7 protein-coding genes are annotated in these 21,812 nt (G+C 38.5%); all 7 read right to left on the reverse strand.

The window, feature by feature from the left end; all coding sequences use genetic code 11:
- Positions 1-10: 10 nt before the first annotated feature.
- The gene (locus JIV24_RS03915) at positions 11-1,549 is read right to left on the reverse strand and encodes a RagB/SusD family nutrient uptake outer membrane protein (RefSeq protein WP_200463704.1); all 1,539 of its coding nucleotides are present in this window, start codon (positions 1,547-1,549) and stop codon (positions 11-13) included.
- Between the two features lie 39 nt (positions 1,550-1,588).
- Positions 1,589-4,711: a SusC/RagA family TonB-linked outer membrane protein gene (locus JIV24_RS03920; RefSeq protein ID WP_200463705.1), complete on the reverse strand. Its 3,123-nt coding sequence runs from the start codon at positions 4,709-4,711 to the stop codon at positions 1,589-1,591.
- 280 nt (positions 4,712-4,991) lie between these two features.
- Positions 4,992-6,518, reverse strand: a complete 1,527-nt coding sequence (locus JIV24_RS03925; protein ID WP_200463706.1) for a hypothetical protein — start codon at positions 6,516-6,518, stop codon at positions 4,992-4,994.
- Positions 6,519-8,055: 1,537 nt separating this feature from the next.
- Positions 8,056-11,340 (reverse strand): T9SS-dependent choice-of-anchor J family protein, encoded by a 3,285-nt coding sequence (locus JIV24_RS03930; RefSeq protein WP_200463707.1) that lies wholly within the window; start codon positions 11,338-11,340, stop codon positions 8,056-8,058.
- A 136-nt stretch (positions 11,341-11,476) separates the two neighbouring features.
- Entirely contained in the window at positions 11,477-15,352 is a 3,876-nt protein-coding gene (locus JIV24_RS03935; RefSeq protein WP_200463708.1) for a S8 family serine peptidase, read from the reverse strand.
- Positions 15,353-15,415: 63 nt separating this feature from the next.
- On the reverse strand, positions 15,416-18,757 hold the full coding sequence (locus tag JIV24_RS03940) for a T9SS type A sorting domain-containing protein (RefSeq protein ID WP_200463709.1): 3,342 nt from the start codon (positions 18,755-18,757) through the stop codon (positions 15,416-15,418).
- Positions 18,758-18,990: 233 nt separating this feature from the next.
- On the reverse strand, positions 18,991-21,807 hold the full coding sequence (locus tag JIV24_RS03945; protein ID WP_200463710.1) for a carboxypeptidase regulatory-like domain-containing protein: 2,817 nt from the start codon (positions 21,805-21,807) through the stop codon (positions 18,991-18,993).
- Between the last annotated feature and the right edge of the window lie 5 nt (positions 21,808-21,812).

The raw sequence follows: 21,812 nt of genomic DNA on the forward strand, positions 1-21,812 counted from the left end.
ATTTTTTTAATTAATAACCTGGGTTTTGGTCTGCCTCTGTTAAAGCACTGTTGTTATCAATCTCATTTTGAGGGATAGGGAACGTCAGGCGGTAATAATCCTCATCGCCAAACTGAAAATTCCTTATTTCCGACCAGTGATCACCTTCGCGCTTGAATGGCAAGCTGCGACGCTTGATATCATTCCAACGGAAACCTTCGCCTACCAGCTCTTTTCGTCTCTCCAATAAGATCTCTTTAATTAAATTCTCTCCGGTATTAATTGACTTATCTACACCTGGCTGTGCTCTTTGTTGGATAGCAAACAATAATTCCCGCGCTTTATCTTCATTTCCTAATTCATACTCACACTCCGCTTCAATTAGATACATTTCTGATGCACGAATGCTGATGCGCTCTGCATATCCAGTTTGAAAACCAATACTATTAAACTTCATGACTACGAAATTATCCTCATCGTATGGCACAGCCTCCGGCGTATCATCCCATGGCCAATCGAAGATCAATTCGCGCCCATCGGCAAACCAATATTTTCTGCGCTGATCATATGCACTGAATGTGTCAAGAAAATCAGCATCAACCCGTACCGAGCGATAACCATCGAAAGGGTAGTAAAACGAAGGTATAGATAAGAAGACATTATTATCATCGGCTGTATATTTAATAGAATAAATGGTTTCACTATTAGGAAAGCTAAAGCCACTAAACATATCTGTTAGATCCATTAATACCATATCTTTTTTAGCTACAGCGGCGTGATCACGGGCTTTCTCCCAATAATCCTCCTCTGCTCCTTCATAACCAGCCATATCCAGGTAAACTCTTGCCAAAAACGCATTGGCAGAACGTACATTAAAAAAAGCGGTTAAATCATTGAATTTTTGAGAACGTTCGTTTGGTGAAAGGTTGGCATAGTCTTCCAACATTGGAATTGCTTCATTTAAATCTTTAAGAATCTGACCATATATTTCACGAACTGAAGATCGGCCAATATCTTCCTCATCCCATTCCCTAGCACTATTGGCATTTAATATACCAGGTGCTTCCGGATTTACAGAGTAGGCCTCACCATACATTTGAACCAACTTCAGCATAGTAGCAGCCCTCATTACCTTAGCCTGACCTTTCAGGTTTCCTTTCTCAGCCACTGTCGCATCCGGCACCTTATCAGCATTTTCAATAATCTGGTTGGCCTGATAAATCAAAAAGTAGCCATCAGACCAGGGTGAACTGGCCCATGTGTAATTGGCTAGTGTTTCCAATTGGTAAACTTCTAAAAACCAGTTCCAGTTATGTTTCGAATCCAATAGTATATCCTCACCTACTAAATCACCCATAATAGGCGCATACAAACCATCGAAACTGAATGAACTCAGATTATTATACATACCCACCAAAGCCGACTCAGCATTGGTTAATGATTCAAAAGCTTCTTCATACGACACCGCTGTTTCAGGCTTGGTATCCAAAAACTCATCACTACAAGATACTGTTGAGCCAATGATCGCTGCTGCAACGACTATCTTTATATATTTATCCAAAAACTTCATTTCTTTATAATTTAATTTTTATTATCTCAATAGTTTATTCTACATATTCATCTTAATACCGAAAGTGTAGGTTTTTACACCTGGTATGTTGTTGTTGGTGGTACCACTTAAAGCACCTTCCGGATCAAAGCCTTTGAAGTTGGTAAAGGTTAAAAGGTTCTCTGCCTGGACAAACACCTTTAAACCTTGCATTTTCAGTTTTGAACAAATTGATTGAGGTAAATTATAAGTTAATTGAATATTTTTCAATCGCAGATAAGACGCATCTTCCAAAAAGCGTGTCGAAATCTGGTTACTACCGCTAGCATTGTTTTGCACATACTTCGGGACGTCGGTGTAACGGTTATTAGGTGTCCAGGCATCTAAAGCGTCAGTCGAAAGGTTGTCTCCCATTTTTGTACCATCATGCATATTAGTGGCATAATCGTAGTTGTAAATCTGACCACCTACACTGTAGTACCAATTAAAATTAAAATCGAAATTCTTATAAGTCATCATGTTGGATAAACCTCCGTAGAAATCAGGCATGGCTGAACCCTGGCGTGTACGCTCTGCATCTTCGTAATTACTAGTGACCATGCGCCCTGAACCATTAGGATGCGGAAAATGTCCCTCGGGCTCAGCATTATTGTCTTCATCATCCGATGCCACATTGGTGTACCACATTGGGTTACCGTTCTCAGGATTCACACCGGCCCACTCTTTCATATAGAACTGGTGCATATCGCCACCCGGCTCACGCATCTGTGTGGCTCCGGTTAAACGTTCCTGCTCCAGGTTTAAAATCTCATTACGGTTTGCCGTGATGTTAAATCCTGTGGTATTAGTGATATGTGCGCCTATTTGTTTTTTATACGAGAACTCAGCCTCAATACCATAGTTTTTCATGGCACCTAAATTTGTGGTGATGCTGGTGAAACCTTTGGATGATGATAATGGTCTTGAATATAAGAGACCATCTGATTTCTTTTCATACAATTCAATAGTGGTGGAAAGGTTATTAAAAATCGTTGCTTCGACACCAATGTTCGTTGAGGTCATGGACTCCCAGTGTATATTCGGATTGGGAGGCTGTGAAGCACCAAGGCCTGGGTAACCACCATAGTTGGCACCACCACTGTATAATCCTAATGAAGCGTAGTTACCAATGTTGTTGTTACCGGCTGTACCATAACTACCACGTAGTTTTAAAAAGTTTAACCAAGAAATATCTTTCATCCAGGCTTCCTGCGTCATAATCCAACCACCTCCAATGGAATAGAATACACCATACTTGTAATCTTCTCCAAAACGGGAGCTACCATCGGTACGCACATTGATATCACCATAATATTTACCATCATAACTATAGCCAAATGAAGCGAGGTATGACAATAAGTTAGATTCAGAGCTACCACTACCAGGTGTTGACGGCTGGCTCCCCCATACTAAGTCGTATTTACCTGGTATAGCAAAATCAGTCACTCCAGCACTCATGCTCTCGCTAAAGGTACCTGTCGATTCCTGTAATAATAAAGCCTTATAGCTTGACAAGCCTGAATACTTTTTCCATGATAAGAGGTTGGATAAACTCCAAACATAACCTTCACCAGAATTCATAGAGCTACGGCCATTCACAGATGCACCATTACCATGCTCCGTGTTGTAATACGTCAATCCTTTTGAGTGGCTGTAATCCACCGAACCCGTTGTTTTAAACGATAAAGATGGTAGTATGCTAATATCAAGAAAAGAGCTGATCATGCTGCGCATACCTTTTGAGCGGTAAATATCCATTTCGGCCAAAGCTACCGGGTTGAAATCAAGTACTGCTCTATTACCCCAGGCCCATTCACCATTCACTTTTACAGGTGAGGCAGCATTGATAATATCTGCCGAACGTGTTGGGTTGGCACCACCGGAACCTGAAGGCGGACCGTTTGTAATGCTGTAAGACATTAACGTATTTACACCAGCTGTAATAAAGCTGTTCACTTTGTGTGATACATTAATTTTACTGCTATAGCGTTTAAAGTTGGAGCTTAGAACTGTACCATTATCATCGAAATAACCTAAAGAGAAATAGACTTTGGTACTTTCTGTACCACCTGACATACTTAAGTTATAATTCTGTACTATACCGGTTTTATATACTTGATCGCGCCAATCAGTATTGGTATTTACTGTCGTACCCGGTATTAATTTACCATTGTCATTCAAAGGCTTTTCCAAACTAAATGGATTATATCCCACAATGTCTTTCACATCACGGTGCGCAATTCGTACTCCATAAAGATGTGGGTCACCACCATCGATATTCTGATATTCGTCCCATCCTGTATCACCTTCCTGAGGTGTGTTATCAATGGCAAAATTGTAAATTCCAGACCACGAGTGCTCGTAGAACTGCGTTGAATTCATTAATGGGTAACCATCGGAAACACGATTGGCTACACCCGTTTGTGCGCTAAAAGAAATGTTTGTTTTACCGGCTTTACCTTGCTTGGTGGTAATCATGATAACACCATTAGCGGCACGTGATCCGTACTGAGCTGCCGAGACCGCATCTTTTAGTACGGTTGTACTTTCAATATCGTTAGGGTTGATACTGCTGATACCTCCTGTAATAGGCACTCCATCAACAATGTATAAAGGCGAACTACCAGCCGATAAAGAACCAATACCTCGAATGCGGACCTGAGCGGTTGCACCAGGCTGACCTGAAGAACTGGTCACCTGTAGTCCTGCAGTTGCGCCCTGAAGGGCTTTTTCAAATGAAGTAACCGGGCGATTTTCAATCACATCTGCTTTTACTACTTTAGCGGCACCTGTATAGGCTTCTTTAGTAGATGGCGCATATCCCACTGCCAATACTTCTTCAATCTGTTCGCTATCCGGTGCCATTAGCACGTCAATGATGGTACGTCCGTTCACTACCTCTTTAATGCTTTTCATCCCGATAAATGAATACACAATAGTAGCATCGGAAGGTACGTCGAGCGTATACTGGCCATCAATATTCGTAATGGTACCCGTTGTTGTTCCTTCGATGTAAACACTCACCCCAGGTAAGGTTAACCCGGTGGCTTCCTCAGTCACTGTTCCTTGAACCTGAATAGCTTGTGCCATCGCCGACACCGAAAAAACCAGGCTTAAAAGAAATCCCCACAGAAAACTTTTCATTCGTTTATTTTTAGTTTATCGCAAATGCTATCACCATCGCTGGTGATCTTACACCTGCAACGTCATTCGCCTATTTAATAATAGTTGTTACAAAAATTTGATTGGGTTGGAGTTGAACACCATAAAGCCGGCATCCAGACTAAATTAGAAATTCTCCGGTATCGCTAGCATACTGTTTCCGGCAATATACTAACTAACGATACCGAAGAGTTTGTTTATATTTATTCTCTAAATAAACCTACTGATTGTATTTAGAACTTGTTTACAATTAATTAAAGAATTAGATGCCAATTCCGATACCACCACCAGAACAGTTGGCAGTAACAGCACCTACCCATCCTCCAAGGTCAGTAACCATTACATTATTATCTAAAACTTCAAAAAGACCAGTATAAGTTCCATTATTAACATTATCGAAAAATGGTTTCATTCCACAATAATCATTAAGTACCGTTGTGTTTGTAGTTAACTTAACTTTTTGAGCTTGTTCAAGAGCACTTAAAGCAACAACATTTGTTGTTACATTTGAAAAATCTAATTCTATATATGCATTTGTCATAATCTGCTGAATCTTGTTGAAAACATTTACTTCAACAAGGTCAGAACGGTGCTGCACAAACTTAATATATCCACGAGACATTTCTTCCAAATTATTGAAAGTGTTTATATCAGTTAACACATAACGATTTCCTGAAATAAAGATACATCCATGAGCCACTTTTAAATTATCAAAATTCATCATACGAATACCTTCAGAATCTTGATAATTATTACTCATATCTCCACTCTTAAAGTTATTACTGATGTCTATAGCTTTATTAAAGAAACTAGTACTTGATCCACCTTCAATCACCTCTAAATTAGGGGCATTAACAGATACACTTTGATTATTCTTGACCTCTAGCTTACCACCAATTGTAGTACCTAACACTTCTAAATCAGCTCTTCCACTCCACATTAATTTACAGTTTCCTGCTACTTCACCAACTGAGATCTTTAAATTATCTCCATGAACATAGCTTAGGCTAAGGTCACCAACGTTTGCGCCATTCAAATTTACTTCAGCTGGACCAGCTGTAGGTACTTCTGCATTCCAATCAGCACCATTTACTTCCACATATCCAGCAGCAATAAGTTTTGCAAACGATAGTAATGACATATTAGTACCAGAATGTCTAATCTCGTTAGCATACTTTAATTCGTCTGCACTAATTGAAGTGATTCCAGTATTACCATCAACTTTAAAAACACCTACAATAGACAAATTTGGAAAAGAGATAACTGCTCCATTTTCATTTAGCCCTTTAATCTCCAATTTACCTCCAACTGTTTCAATGTTCAAATCAGCAGCAACATTTAAATCCAAATCACCACTAACCATTACAATATTTGCCAACAAAGCTGCCTCTTCTATGGTATTTACAATTACATCTCCAGTAACAACCTTTGCTCCAGCCTGATTGGCTAATGCCGCATATTCATCAGGATTTGTTAAATTGCCGAAAAACACCTCCGCTTTATTGTCAGCAACTGTTGTTTCAAGAATAGCTAACTGTGCTAACAAGGCATCAATCTCAGCTTGCACAGCGTCATCCTGATTGTCATTTGCAGCTTGCAAAGCTTCAATTTCAGCCAAAAGAGTAGCAACCTGCGCTTCTAAAGCAGCTTGTTGAGCAGCCTGAAGATCACCAACCTCTTGCTCAAGATCATTAATCTGGTCTTGTAAACTATCAATGTCGTCACCGACACAACTTCCGAATGTGACCATACCGGCCACTAGCATCATAGAAAAAATTTTTCTTCTCATAAATAAATTTTTAAATATTACTGATTAAAGCATTAGGGATGAAACAAGTCCAACAAACATCCATTTGATAACCTGAAAACACCAGGTTCATTTGTATATTTATATTTTCTATTTTCACCACTAACCTCATTAATATCTTATTGATGATATAACATCACACAAATCTCGTCTTCTTCAAGTGGGCCTTGGGCTGTTTTCCTTTGTAGCAAATCCTAAAAAACCAGCTTCTCAAATTTGTATTTTTTGGGCTTTACATTGTGTTATTTTTGAATGTAAAGTATTCGTCTTCTTTTTATCCAATATTTGCTACAGCACAAAAAAAGACATTAAGTAGCTAACACCGAAGTTGTTTGCCTCGTATTTGAGGTTTGTTTTCCTTGTTTTTATAAGCATGGTTTTCCTTGCTACGCTGACGCCATGGCGCTATTTACCTGATACATACAGCGCCACATTCTATCGGTAAATTACTTTTTATCATTCTTGAAAAAATGAAGTTGAAGCGATATAAAGAACCAGTATTGTAATTACTATCACAGCTCATGAGCAGTTAAGTTTCATTTATATCCGAACCTCAATCGCTAAGCATTGAATATGTGTAAATTAAAAATATCAATTGCTCAGTTGATATAGATCAGGTATTTTTAAAATAGTCCTGTATCTTTTTGTTTATTAACATTTAATACAAGTCTCTACTAAAGTTAAGTGCACGTAAGTAGCAAAAAATCACCTCTATTTAATAATGAACTGCCATTAAAAAGTTAAAATATTCACAATTAAAGATACTACTCAAGCCATGAGGTGTATAAAAGCGTTTAGTATCAACTGCCATCAATTACTATAAGTGCTCCTACTTTTCTGTTTTACCAAGGCCAAGCCTTCATTGTTTAGCAGCAGGTCATTAATTTAACCACTAATGACTCAAGTCGTCTCGTTCAAGCATTATTAACAGTTAATAATCCATAACTGCGCACAAATTCAAAATATTCATTCCATTTTTAAAATAAATTGGTAATGCCAAAGACAATTAAAATGTCTTATGAGTGAAGCGAAAATAAAGTGTATTGTAATTGCTTATCGGTATAACACCATAACAACAAGCTAACCGAGTCAAATTTCCTTCTCCATAAAGTCATTTACAAGTTAGTGTTATTACATATTTAAGTCATATTAAACTCAGTTGTAATCGAATTTAATATGAGTTTACTTTGAGTTTAATGTGAATTTAGTTTGAGTTTAGTTCCTTCTTTGCAGGTAGAAGATATGGAGCAAGTACGCTCAATCGTCTATTAATAGTAGACAATAGAAACTTAATTATGCAGGTAAATACCAAAAGAAATGAAAAAACCACTAAGCGCATCTATCGCGCTAAGCGGTTTAATGGTTTTGTTAAAAAAGGTTGCTAGAAGCCTGTCGGACATAGGCGTTTTTTAGCATTTTGACTCACCCTATAATCGATACCGATGTCAATAGGATTAACAGAGCCTTCAGCACATAAGTCCGACACGCTTTTAGCTATATAGTTTTATTCAGGTATATACTAAGCGCTCTTAATCACCTTAATGGTGACTGGCTCATCTTTTCCAACGATTGTTAACATGTATAACCCAGGAGTCAGGTCATTAACATCCAGCTGATACGATGTTATGTTGTTAACTTTACGATTAAACATTAACTCTCCGTTGATTGAATACAGCTTAATTTCAATATCCCCCTGCAACTTGTCAAACTCAACATTTATATGGTCATCGGCCGGAATTGGATAAACACGTATGGTGCCTGATGGCATTACCACAATAGCATTATCTCCTACACTTAAAAACTCAGACATTTCGCTACAGCCATTCTGTGTAATCATAAGCTTATAAATACCATCTCCTATTGGATGAAATATTGAGTCTGTTTGCCCCTCTAAAGCGACTAATCCATCCTCCTCCAACTTCATCCACTGATAACTTGCGTCTCTTTCTTTAGCAATCAACTCTGTTGTTTTATTGTCTACTTCAGTATCAATAACAACAACAGTTAAATCTAAATTAATAATAGAATCACAAGTTGTTACAGACTCAACAACATGGGTGTATTTACCCGACACACTTAGCAAATTGTCACCAAACAACACTTCCTCACCAGAACAAATAGACAAAAGGGAGTCTTTTACAATGACATTCAACAACTCACCGTGCTCAGTTTGTTCAGATGCGATTCCTTTTCTTTCCACCTGTCCATAATACCTGCCAGCTGTTAAATTCTCGAATACATAAGAATAAGCGTCACGTTCTATCTGAGCGATTAAAACATGCTGATCATTTTTTAAGGTAAATGTCTGTAATCCATCAAAATTAGAAACCAACTCAATGGAAGCAGAAGGACAGTCGTGCATCAGGTTCATGGTAGCAAGAGGTTTTGGATCAGAAATCGAGCTAAGTACTACATCATCAATAAACCAGTTATCACCTTTGTTATTTTTGTTCACAAAAGCAAGGTAAACCTGCTGATTATCGAATTGACTTAAGTCAACATTTTTCACGCTATGAGTCGTTGTAAAATCCAATTCAGTCCATGAGTCCACTTCAACAAAATCGTCATGATTGGTTTGTGATTTTGTTGATACCATAATATGATAGCTTGAATTAAAATCGCTGGCACTACTCTGTTTCTGACTAAATGTTAATTTCGAACCATTACCCAGATTAACAAGTGGCGTAACAAGCCAATCTTCTGCAACTTGACCACTCTCCAACTCTTCATTTCTGATAAAAGCCTCACTGGTTTGTGAATCTGGTGTATATAGCTTCCATCCGTATTGAGTACCAAGACCATTTTTTCCAGTCAATATAGCCCAACAGTCAGAAGGGAATACTTCACCATTAAAATCCTCTGTAAAGTCCAGGTCGTAACTCGCACATGTTGTCATCGCTGATTCTGGAACTCCAGGTGAATAGCTGCCATCTTCGTGCAAAGACCAAATTTTGAAATACTGGATGGTATTGGCTGGCAATTCATCAAGAATAAAGTCAGTTAATAATCCCTTTGCTATCACTTCTCCACCACCTAATAATTCATCACCGACCTGATAAGTGGTACTGTGTTGCGGCTCGCCAAACTCACCAGTAGCTGACCATGCTAATAGTACATTTTCGCCAAGCTGGTTTAGTTTCCAGGAAAGGTGGATTTCCGATTTTGAAATCCCATTGGCGTCAAAAACGATGGGATTAAACAGATTATCAATATTAAATGCACAAATACGCGTCGCCTTCATGCTCTCATAATATTCGGCAGCAAACCAAAAGGTAGATTCATCCGTCGGATCGACACTCATAGAAGCATAATCACCCCATCGATTACCTGTCTTCTGCGACATTTGACCTTCCCACACAACAGTTTCTCTTATATCCAGTATACCAGATGCTCTTAGATTTTCTTCACCTGTTTGCCCGCAATACCTAATTCCAGGATAATTCTGTTCACCCGAAATATTATACCCCAAGGCGATATTATGGTTTTTATCCATGGCAATACTCGGAATCCATCTATTAAGATCGTCAGGAGCATAGGTACTTTGCTGCCTAAGCTCCCACTCTCCGGAGGTTTTTCGTAGTTCATACCACCGAAGCCCTGCATGATCCTGACCATTAACATCAACCGTATGAGCACAAACCACACTCTGGTGGTCACCAAAATTACGATATTGAGCTCTATACATCAATATGTGCGAAATAGCATCCACCTTATTATCGGTATCTTTCTGTGAAATATTAGACCATGTGGAACCAAAGTTACTGTCGAAAGGTTGAACCTTTAGTTCCTGTACTTTTTGGAAGGAGGCCGTTCTGGTATCGTTCCAATCGATATTCAGCTCATAAATCCATAGGGCATCGGTCTTATTTTCCCAGGCATCATCACAAATGGTAATAAACTGTCCCGGTTCTCTTTCAGGTGCTAGGGCGCCATCATTGTCAAGAGGCATCAGGCAATGAAAACCACTACGAGGTCTTTCGGTATTAACAAATCCAACCATTCGAGGAGCGGCTTCACCTGCCAACATGGCATCACGTTCAAATACATAAATATCATTCCCGTCCTCATTGTTGGTGGCCATGTAATAACCATCGCGCCATACACCAAACTTCATATAGTCGGGTTCATCAGCCACATCAAACGACCAGGTGTACCATTCAGCAGTCGGGTCATTAGTGGCAGAAACACCAACCAACATAAAATCGTTACTGCCTTTTATTGAAAACTCAGCAACAAACCATCGATCTGCATGTTCATCATAAAGCACAATCGGATCCCCATCATCATAACTGGCTCCCTCAAGGCCTTCAAATAAAACACTAAGGCTTGTTGAAGGAACGACCACTTCACCTAATTTACTATAGATGGCAAAGGATGCATTAACTGACTGCAAATAGTGATTGGGACCGGCTGCCCCGATACAATCAGACGGGCTACGGCTTGTCTTCTGACCGGCAAAATTTGTACTGATGCCTTTTAATTTACTGGCACCCCGTTTACCCATTTGGCGCTGCACCACTGGATCACCATTTTGAGGCAAAGCGGTTTCAGCAAAAGGATAGGTGCCTTGTTTAAATTGCAGGTTAAGAACTCCGTTAGGTGTTGCCTTTTCATCGGTTGGTACAACACCTGTTTTAAGCGTGCGTAATGGTTGACTCTTTTTAAAATCAACTGCTTTAATAATAATATTCGGACCATTACCTTTTACTTCTATACTATCATTGAATGCAGCATGGACAGTGATGTGCATAAAAGATAAAATAAATACAAGCAATGATGTCATTGCATTAAATCTAACTTTCATAAGTATACTATTAGAATAACTTCACTATTTAATCTCAATTATAAAACTTCGATGCTATTGTCACAATACAGCAAACACTTTAGTATATAGAAATACTAAAGTGTTTACAGGCTATCGGTCTTTTATCTTATTAACATCATTTCACTTTAACCATTTTACTATAATTATAGCTTTCCCCGTCAATATTTAACTTTAACAGATAAATACCATTATCTAAAGCAGATGTATTAATGGAATGTAAACCATTTCCATTGATTTGTTCTTGTAGCATCAATCTACCAGTTACATCATAAATTGTTAACACAACATGCTCCCCTCGTTGGCTATCCACATAAAGCATCTCATTGAATGGGTTCGGATAAATATTTATTAATCGCCTTACATCCATTTCCGAAATACCAACGTGTCCTTTGAAGAATATAGTGTAGGTTCTGCTATTACTACCATCGGCTGATACAACTTTTATCTCTGCCGTTAAAGCCTCAAATCCCCTCGCAAGGTTGGTTGGTTCTCTCAGTTCAACAACAGCATTGGGATTTTGTGCCAATACATCAATGGCTGGAAACACACTACCATTAATATCCACGTAATAGATAAACTGTTCTGGGTTGAAGTTATCAATCAATACACCATCCAGCTTAAGCTCGGAAAGCAAAGCATTACCTGTGCCTAATACTTCAAGCATAATCGGCACCGAAAGCTTTGATTTTGCAGGATCATTAGAGGTGATATTCAAAGTAGTCTGATAGATGCCATGCTCAAGAAAAAATGGTGAAATACTCAACTTAAATTCGCTTGATTCACCTGGCATAACCGGTGTACTTCCTGAAACAAGTTCAACAACAGCCCATTCCAACGTTCCGGTCATTTTAATATTATCAATGGCCCAACCGGACGATTGCACACCTCTATCATCAGCATGAAAGGCCAGCTTAACTTTCTGTCCGACAAATTGCCGCAAGCTAATTGTTTCTGTTACCCACTCTTCATTTCCTTCAGGCTGATAAATCGGCATCCATGTTTCTCCATTGTTTAATGATATTTCAACAGTCGCAAGCATACTATTGGCACCAGTATAGTAACTGTCAAATTCCAGCGTCACATCAGTTAAATTATCTAATGATACTTCGGGTGTAATCAAATAATCCCTACGTCCATAACTGGTTTGGCCACTATTATCGTCATTAACTGAGGCATAGATACCGTCATGTTCAGGAATAATGAATCCATCACTTGAGGCGTCATCACTTAAAATCCACCCTTGACTATCATCGTCATTTTGTGTTTCCCAGCCAGTAGAAAACTCGGTACTCAAAAATGAATCTGAAAACAATTCCGTCTGAAGAGATAAAGGATTTACCAAGTTATTATTGATATCGTAGATGATAGGACTTACCGAAAAATCAAGATGCAATTCATCAGCACCTGAATTGCTTACTGTAAATACAAATTCCTCGCTCTCATCTTGTGGTACAACAGCACTCATATCGTTATTGACAACATCTATAACAGGAGGGTTAACAATACTGGCAGAAATGGCTATGTTTGTGACATCAACTCCCTGGTTAGTATATAACCCAACTGTACTGCTTAGTTCTTTAACATCATTTGACAGACAGCTAAGATCTATTTGCGCAGAATCGCCAGGCATAATATATATTGGAAGACGATTATTAACTGATAAGTCTGTGCTTGAAAGTTCTAAAGATTCAACAACCAACAATCCTTCGACATTAGAATCATTATAAATATTAAATGACTTTGTTGTCTCATGACCTGCATATACTTTTCCTAAATCAACACTTTGAGGAGCAATCAATGATGCTGAGTCTCCATAGATAAATATTTCAACAGGCACTTTTGCCTCACTTTGGAAAGGATCATTCGTATTGAGAACGAAGTTAGCCGTATACTTACCATCCGGCACATCTTCATTAATATTGTATACTACCTGAATATCCAAACTGGCACCAGAAGCCAAAGTTAACTGAGTCGTGTTAAATGAAATATTACCAGTGCCCAATCCTGTATATGTTGTGAGTTCATAAGAAGGATCGATTATTAAGTCCCTTTGTCCTTCATTTAAAACATTCAATGCAAAAGTATGTATATTACCATTCTGACGATTTATTGAATGTATTTCCCCTTTTGGTAACACCATAACCGGCGCTTCCTGAGCAACAACGGATATGACATTTGAAATTTCTGATCGATTACCGTAATAATCCTTTGCTACAAGTGCAATAAAATATTTTTTACCAGGATACAAACCATTTAAATTTATCTCTTCTCTCTCACCAGCAGGTAAAGCATGCCTCATTTTAAACTCTTGTGCCTGATGAAAATTATCAGCAGTGATCGGATCTTCCGAATAACGAAGCTCGTAATAACTGACAGAACCTTCGTTACCTGCACCTCGTCCTGGTGCTGTCCACTGAAGATCCATGCTTACCGGTCCAATATTTGAAGCACTAAGATCAGTCACCTGGTTAGGAATCAAATTATCATTTTCCAACTCCATTAAGGCGTGAAAAGTATTAAGACGACCCGTTCCAATCAAGCCTTTATAGTCTTCATTAAGGTGCTCAATTGAATCTGCAGAATTTCTAAGCCTTGTCCATACTTCATTTGGTGTAATCTTATTTTTATATTTTGATACGATTAAAGCAGCAGCTCCAGAAACCTGCGGACATGCCATGGATGTACCATCCATAAAAGAATATGTTGTCTCTCCTAAAGTACTGAGTATTCTGGAACCTGGTGCAATAATATCAACCCAATGCCCATAGTTTGAAAACCTGGTAATTTTATCTTCTGAATCACTCGCACCAACGGCACGTACCCTATGATAACAGCCAGGATAATAATCATCATAGTCACCATTATTACCGGCTGCAAAAAATACAATACCGCCCTGCATCGGACCTACCGGTCGGTCATTCTCATCATAACCAGCATTATCAATAAAATAATCAATCGCATCCAGCACAACCTGTTCAGCAACACCAGGATAGGTATAACCCCAGGAGTTTTGAGCGATAACAGCTCCATTATCAGCAGCATAAATAAATACATTTGCCTTTTCGGTTGCACCTGTAGAAGAACGGTCTGAAAAAATGGCACAACTCATTATTCTAGCACCATCGCCCTGACCACTGCCACCGGCAATACCAGCAATGCCAGTTTCATTATTAGTGACGGCACCAATTGTACCGGCAACATGGGTACCATGCCTCTGCATATCCGGGGTTAATTTCCCTGAGCCTGTCACAAAATTATAACCATTAATATCGTCTACATAACCATTGTTATCATCGTCAATATTATTACCCGGTATTTCCCCCTTATTTATCCATAAATTTGCTTTTAAATCAACCTGGCTTGTATCAACTCCCCCATCAATAACAGCAACAATAACATCACTATCACCCGTTTCCAACGACCAGGCGTTAAGCGCATAGGTATCTGCACCACCATTAATAGCAGGCTCATTGTTATTGTAAACAAAATACTGATCTTTAAGCTTTGGATCATTTGGGAAATTAAGTGCAGTTGCATCGGTAGACTTCAGCTCTCTGCGATTAAGTCCGTTATAGAATTCTACTTCATAAACAGGTTCTGCATTCTGTACTTCACTGGTTTCATTATAGGCATTAAGTACATTCTCAATATCTATATCTTCGGCATATTCCAATTCGTACCATAAATGTAAACCATGGCGTCGATGCTTCGCTTCAAATTTACCGGCATTTGGGAAAATGCGCTTCATTTTCACCACCTTATACTCATGGGCCAAATTATCTATTTCATTAAGTCCGGTCGCCACAGTACCCGACTTTAATGTTTGAATACTCATCCCCTTAAGGGAATTATCCATATGCTGTCCAAACTTTATCCTTACTTGTCCTGTTTTATAACCCTTAAGGTTTTGCGCAAGCACTGAATCACCTAATAGCAACATAACAGTTGCCATTAAAATCAGTTTAACATAGCGCTTAATAAATTGTATCATATTATTTGGATTGAAATATTTACGTTTTTCACCTTTCTACCAATGCCTATCGGCATTACCCTGCTATTTATTAATGATAAGCTTCTCAATAGCAACACTATTATCCTTCTTCACCGTCAGTATGTACGATCCATTACGAAGGGTTGACAGGTTAAGCACAAACAAGTCTGAATCCGCTTCTTCCTTAATTATCATTTTTCCATCCATACTAATCACCTGTATTTCGGCTCCATAAGCATTTTCAACAGTAATCACACCTTCAGAAGGATTAGGGTATACCTTAAGACCAACCCATATATCATCTACCCCTGTTTTATTATCAATATCAAATTCCAACTTCACAATATCAGATTCTCCCTTTTGATAGGAGGTTGAAACACCTATTTCGTGAGGCCCTTTCGGAATGTACAAAAGCTTATGTTCCAATTCTGTTAAGCCACTCACAACTGGCACCTCCATATCATCAAGGTATAAGTTGTAGGTCTTCATCATCTTGGTTCTGCCTCGTTTCTCAATGTTCGGACGAATAGCAAACACTCCGTTCCGATCAGGATTATCAAGAGCTTCAGATAATTCTTTTATCTCACCTCCTAATAAGATATGAGCAAGGCCTTCTCCTTTATGTGGGCCATTTGTATCAAGCCCTACCAGGTTGGTAATCCTATTAACCGATGGATAAGCAGTAACCATGGCATAAAAAACACTGTCAAATGGCACAGGAGTTTCAAATTCGACATTTACAAATCGACTGGCTGGTATTTTAAATCCATTACTTCTTCCCAGCAACTGCAAATCCTTATCAAGAATCTCTACAACGACCTCTTCAAATGTACCATTATAGTTATGGCCATATAAATCCAGGTCACTAATATATCCCGAATAACCGATTTCATATTTATTACCGATTGCCATGTCCCATCCTGGGAATAGACCAAGTCCTGTTTCATAGGTATCATTATCCAATACTACCTGCTTTTTATCCCATCTAACACCCAGTTCACCCTGATTGGTTTTTTCTGTAATATCAAACTCAACAGGTGCTGATAGTAACTGATTGATTGTGGCATTCAGGTAAGTCTGTGGAGTATTGAGAATAATATCCTCCTCGTTATATGCGCTAAAATCACCGCCAGTATTAACTTCCATTTGGTAAGTTCCCTTGATTACAGTAGGGAAAGTGGCATAACCATCTTCTTGCACATAAGCCAAATACTGATGTATGCGCAGGCTATCGTTGTTGCTTAAGACAACTTCGGCTCCTTCGGCATTAGCACCATCTGTATTGACTAACACAGTAACTTCCGTATCTGTACCAACGCGAATAGGATTCGAAAAAGTATACTCCGAAATCCCATTGGCATATAATGTTTTAACGGCATAGGTATAAACACCATCTTCGGTAGTCTCATCAGGCCATCCAAAAGCATCGTAGGAAGCAAGGCCACTTTGCATCGTAATGGTTGATGAATTTAACATCTCCCAATTCTGCACATTATCCATATCACTTAATAAACCGCGATAAATATTATAGCCCTTAATTCCATCACCTTGTTCAGCCGAACTAACATTTTCAGAAAGCATGAGTGGTGAAACACACAGGGCAGTATTAAGGGCTTTAAAACCATCTCTCATAGTGCCGGCATAGGCATTCTGAAACGAACCATCTTCATCCTGAGCAAGACCAAAGGTAGGAGCCGTATTTCTATGCCAGTGAACCATTAGGTAAAAATCAGAATCATAACTAACAGGAGGCATATCAACGAAAATCTCGGTATGCGAAGGCAATCTAAATGGCTCACTAACGGCAATCACATTAAAATCTGCATCCAGCATTTCAAGTGTAACAGGTGGGTTTTCAAGATAAATATTAGTAGTAAAACCAAGAATATAGGCACCAATAAGCGTACCGGGCTTATTAACGGAGACCAGACTACCAGCCCATTTATGCGTAGAATCTGGAACTGCGTCGTACACTGACTCAAGGGTTCCATTATGATAGACAGGATCCTCGGTTAAGGCATTACTGTAGGAGGTCCAGGTAATGGAACTTTCACCTCTTTCTATATCCACATCTGCTATAACTGCAACAGGAATTTCAATTTTATTCAGTGTGATATCCTGACTTATATCAGCTGTGGAAATTAAATAACTATTATTAACATAGGAATCATAATTAACCTTGGTCGCTCTTAATTCATAAGTTTCTCCAATAACAATCCCGTCAAAACTGACCATCCCTTCATGATTTGTTTTAGCACTGTATGATACAATGCCATTTAGCGTTACATGAGCCAAATCGATCGCCTCGCCATAATTATCCTTAACGTTAACAGTTAAACTACCATATTTTGTATTTAAGAAAAATTTAGTATTCGGGTAAAATGTACCAGGAGTACCTGCATTAATACCAAGGTCTATTTCTGTAGCTGAAGCGGCATAACGACTAACCTGACCTGATGTGCCCAGTGTGGTTACAAAATTTTGCTGAGTAGAAAGGTTAGAAGCATTTGTCTTTATAGACAATACAATATTACCACCTTCATACATAAAAGAATTAACAAATGGGATATACAGCTCTCCCTCACCAGCATATGACTTAACAGTACCATTAAAAACGGCTGTCAGTTCTTTTTCATCTATCCAACCGGCATCCAATTGTGTATTAGCTGTATAGCCTACTTTTACCTCGCAGGCAACATCAGCAACATCAGCAATAAAGTTTTTAGGAAAAGAAACACCACTGATTGAGCCGTGGCTAGTAAATATCGCTTCAGGATAAATGATCTGAACTACGGAATATTGCTTTGACAGGTTCATGGGCAGTGAGCCTTGCACAAGTACACCATCTCCTGCGGTGTCGCTAAATGTACCCAGTTCTTGAATACTAATGTCGACTGAAGCTGTGGCATCATTTAGTGTATTAACATCTCCTTCAATATTGACTTTGGCGTATACCTCGACTTGTTCGACATACTTGAAGGTATACTTTAAAGAAATGGTATCGGTTTGACCAATTAATAACGGACTACCAGAGTAGGATTGAAGAGGGATATCCGGATTTCCTTTTCGGTATAATTCTATGTAATAATCGAAAGCGTTCAGATCAGAACCACTATTGTTGCGTATCACAATGTCAAGCATTGTTTCCTCTTGCACGCTCGTATAAGGCGCTGTTAATATCTTCACTGCTTCAACATCAGGATTATTAACCTGAACAGCTGTATTTCCGTTGACACTTTTTAGTTTAGCAAACTTAGAGCCTGTTGTTACATCCTTCTCCACAAAAATGTAATTAGCTCTCTGTCCATTGAGTTCATGGGTCTTTAAGGCTTGTTCCTGCCCTTTTAACCCGGCAAAAATGAACAATAAAACTAATACGCTAATGATATTTTTTAAATACTGCATATTTATATTTCTCTTTTTAAAAGCACATACAAAATCAATTGGCTTATTAAGCCTTATAATTTGTTTCGTTTTTGATTGGGTGTTATTAAACAATAATTTCATATGTCTTTTACTTTTTTGATGCTCCTGTTTATTGCCACTTAAAAGCTACACTATGCTTCTATTTGTTGTTTACTGGCCTGATTTAATTAGTAATATCAGGGACTACAACAGCCCCTGATACTAATCTATGATTACTTATTATGAACAATTCTCTTCACTGCTGAATTACCTTTTCCATCAGTAATCTGGAAAAAATAAATACCTTGAACTAAATCACCATACTTAATAATCTGTCGGTCTGAAGTTACGTTTTGAGTGAATACTATTTCACCAAGCATATTGACGACTCTTAACATACAGTTAGCAGAATTTTCAATCGTCACTATTCCTTTTGCTGGATTAGGAAAAATAGTGACAGCAGATAATGTGCTTTCAATATTAGTTGCAAGAATATCAAAGTTCCTTTCAATATTAACTTCACCGACGTACAACTGAGTCGTATATTCCGACTCACCACTTGCGGTAATACTAACATCATAGGTTTCGTTCATCGTCACTCCAGTCAATGTATAAGTACCAGTAAAATCAGTGGTATATGTATGTGTCGTTCCAACAAGTGTAATGGTAGCTCCCCATATCGGTGCTCCTCCCTTGGTAATAACACCTGATATATCGGCAGTGACAACTGCCATCGTATAGTTGGCACCTGCAATGTCATCACCTCCCACTTGGTAATTTGGCTCAACAATATTTTCATATCCAATAGCGGTCACGGATAATTCGTATGCCTCATTGGCAATGACACGAATGCTATAATGACCATTAACATCTGTTGTTGAAGTAAAAGTTTCTGCACCGGCCAGACGAACAATTGCACCTTCAATACCATTTGTACCATCGGTAACAGTACCTGATACATTAGTCATCGGACGTTGAATAAAGAAATTAGCATTGGGTAAGAAATTATATACAGTGCCGGTTACCGCTGTATAATCAAATGCAGCCGCATCACCATAGTTAATAACAAAATCTCCGCTTCCATCTTGAGCATAACTTGTACCCACAAAATTTTGAGTACCTAAAGCAGCTCCTCCTTCACGGCGAACAGATACTACCAGATTCGATGTATTATTATATACAAATGGTGTTGTGAATGGAATGAATAATTCACCAGTCCCTGCTTCAGCACTTAATGCGCCGTTAAACACCTGTACAAAGGCTGTTTCATCAATAAACTCAGGCGTGTCAAAATTATAAGTACTGTTTGCCGTTGTTCCAATTTTCACAATATAATTAGTAGCTACTTCTTCCTCTGTAAAGTTGGTGAAGAAGGATACACCGCTGATGGTTCCAAGCACATTGACTTTATCAAAACCGTAAATCATTTGTACAATTGAGTATTCGGCATTTGATTTAACAGGTGCATTAATATTTTCATCTGTTCCTGTTCCAACGGTAACGTCCTGTGTTCCTTCAGGAAATACATCAATAGCTACCACATCAGTAGCATTATTGCTATTATCACCATCTCCTGCAATATTCACCTTTGCATATACCTCTACTTTTTCGGCTGTAGTAAATGTATGTGAAAGCCTTAATGTAGTGCTTGACAAGTGAGTCAAGGCCGTTCCATCAACCGTTTGTAATAAAACATCTTCAGTGACACCTTTCTGATATAGCTCTACTGTGTATGCTGCATCAGCCACATCCTGTTTACCCATATTACGAATAGCCACATCGATGTTGACAGGAGCGTTGGCAGCACCATACACAGGAGCACTAATATCACTTGCCTTCATATTAACATCGTGGAAGAATAACTTAGGACCTACAATTCTGTCGTAATAGTCGCCACCTTCTTGTGCTACAAATTTGATGCGATATTGTCCTTCAATAAGACTTCTTGTTTCAAAATCAATGAAAGAAACTTCCAAACGTATATAGGCGTTGTATGGGAAGTTTGGCTCTTCAATAACCAAACGTCGCCAATCATTTTCTGCAAACTCATAAAATACAGACACGCTCCTCATACCGTTTTTAGCATCAAATATCAATTTAGATGTTGTTTTGATATCCAATACTGGTGTAATAAGTGCAGAACCTTGTTCACTTAAGAAACAAGAATAATTGAGGGTTGCTTCTTCATAGAAACGCTCAATGCCAAAGCCTTCTATCTGCCATAAGTCGGCAGGAAATTCAGCACTTTCGAAATTCTCGTAAAGATTATCGGCACCATAAACTGTTTCATTGCGCGAATATTCATTATTCGTATTATTATCATCAGCAATTACTCGCACTTTAAAGGTAACTTCACCTTCAGTTAAAGGCGTCCAGTTAAATGTCACATTTGATGTTTCATTTTTAGCAATTTCTCCTGATGACAACACTTCTACATCAACATCATTTACACTTAAAACCACATTTTTACTTTGTGTTAAGGTTCCATTATTTTTTATAACAGCTCCAATAGTTTGTCCCTCATTGATAATAATAATATCGTCGCTGAGTAATATGTCATAAACTTCAAAATCATCATTCGTTTCGCTTATAGTAGAAATTTCGGCCTGGAAACCTGGACCAACATGACTATCCGTTATAAATCTAACAGTTAAAGCACCTTCTGAATTACTTGCTACAAATTCGTCATAGGCCACTAAAGCCTCTCGACTATTCACATAATGATCCCATACTTTATTAATAAGCGGAGCATTTACATCTGTTCCATCAAATACTTCAATCGTTGAAAAATATCCGTACTCGGCTAATGTAAAATTCAATTTCACTTTATCTGTAGCAACTTCTGGTTTAATAGTTGCTGTAAAAGTTTGGTCTAAGCCGTGTGGACCATCAACACCTCCATCATCTGTTAAAATACCTGATGAAGCAACGAGAGGATTAGCTCCTGCATCATAATCTGATATAAGGTATATATCCTGAGCAACGGCACTGGATAGACTAAAACACAGCAAGGCAACCAAAGCATAAATCACGTAAAAATTCTTTTTCATAGTAT

This window comes from Carboxylicivirga marina (genome assembly GCF_016612505.1).
GTDB lineage: Bacteria > Bacteroidota > Bacteroidia > Bacteroidales > Marinilabiliaceae > Carboxylicivirga > Carboxylicivirga marina.

Coding starts and splice junctions, on each gene's coding strand:
- JIV24_RS03940 (WP_200463709.1), bottom strand. CDS start 18,757: ATGCAGTATTTAAAAAATATCATTAGCGTATTAGTTTTATTGTTCATT.
- JIV24_RS03915 (WP_200463704.1), bottom strand. CDS start 1,549: ATGAAGTTTTTGGATAAATATATAAAGATAGTCGTTGCAGCAGCGATC.
- JIV24_RS03945 (WP_200463710.1), bottom strand. CDS start 21,807: ATGAAAAAGAATTTTTACGTGATTTATGCTTTGGTTGCCTTGCTGTGT.
- JIV24_RS03930 (WP_200463707.1), bottom strand. CDS start 11,340: ATGAAAGTTAGATTTAATGCAATGACATCATTGCTTGTATTTATTTTA.
- JIV24_RS03935 (WP_200463708.1), bottom strand. CDS start 15,352: ATGATACAATTTATTAAGCGCTATGTTAAACTGATTTTAATGGCAACT.
- JIV24_RS03925 (WP_200463706.1), bottom strand. CDS start 6,518: ATGAGAAGAAAAATTTTTTCTATGATGCTAGTGGCCGGTATGGTCACA.
- JIV24_RS03920 (WP_200463705.1), bottom strand. CDS start 4,711: ATGAAAAGTTTTCTGTGGGGATTTCTTTTAAGCCTGGTTTTTTCGGTG.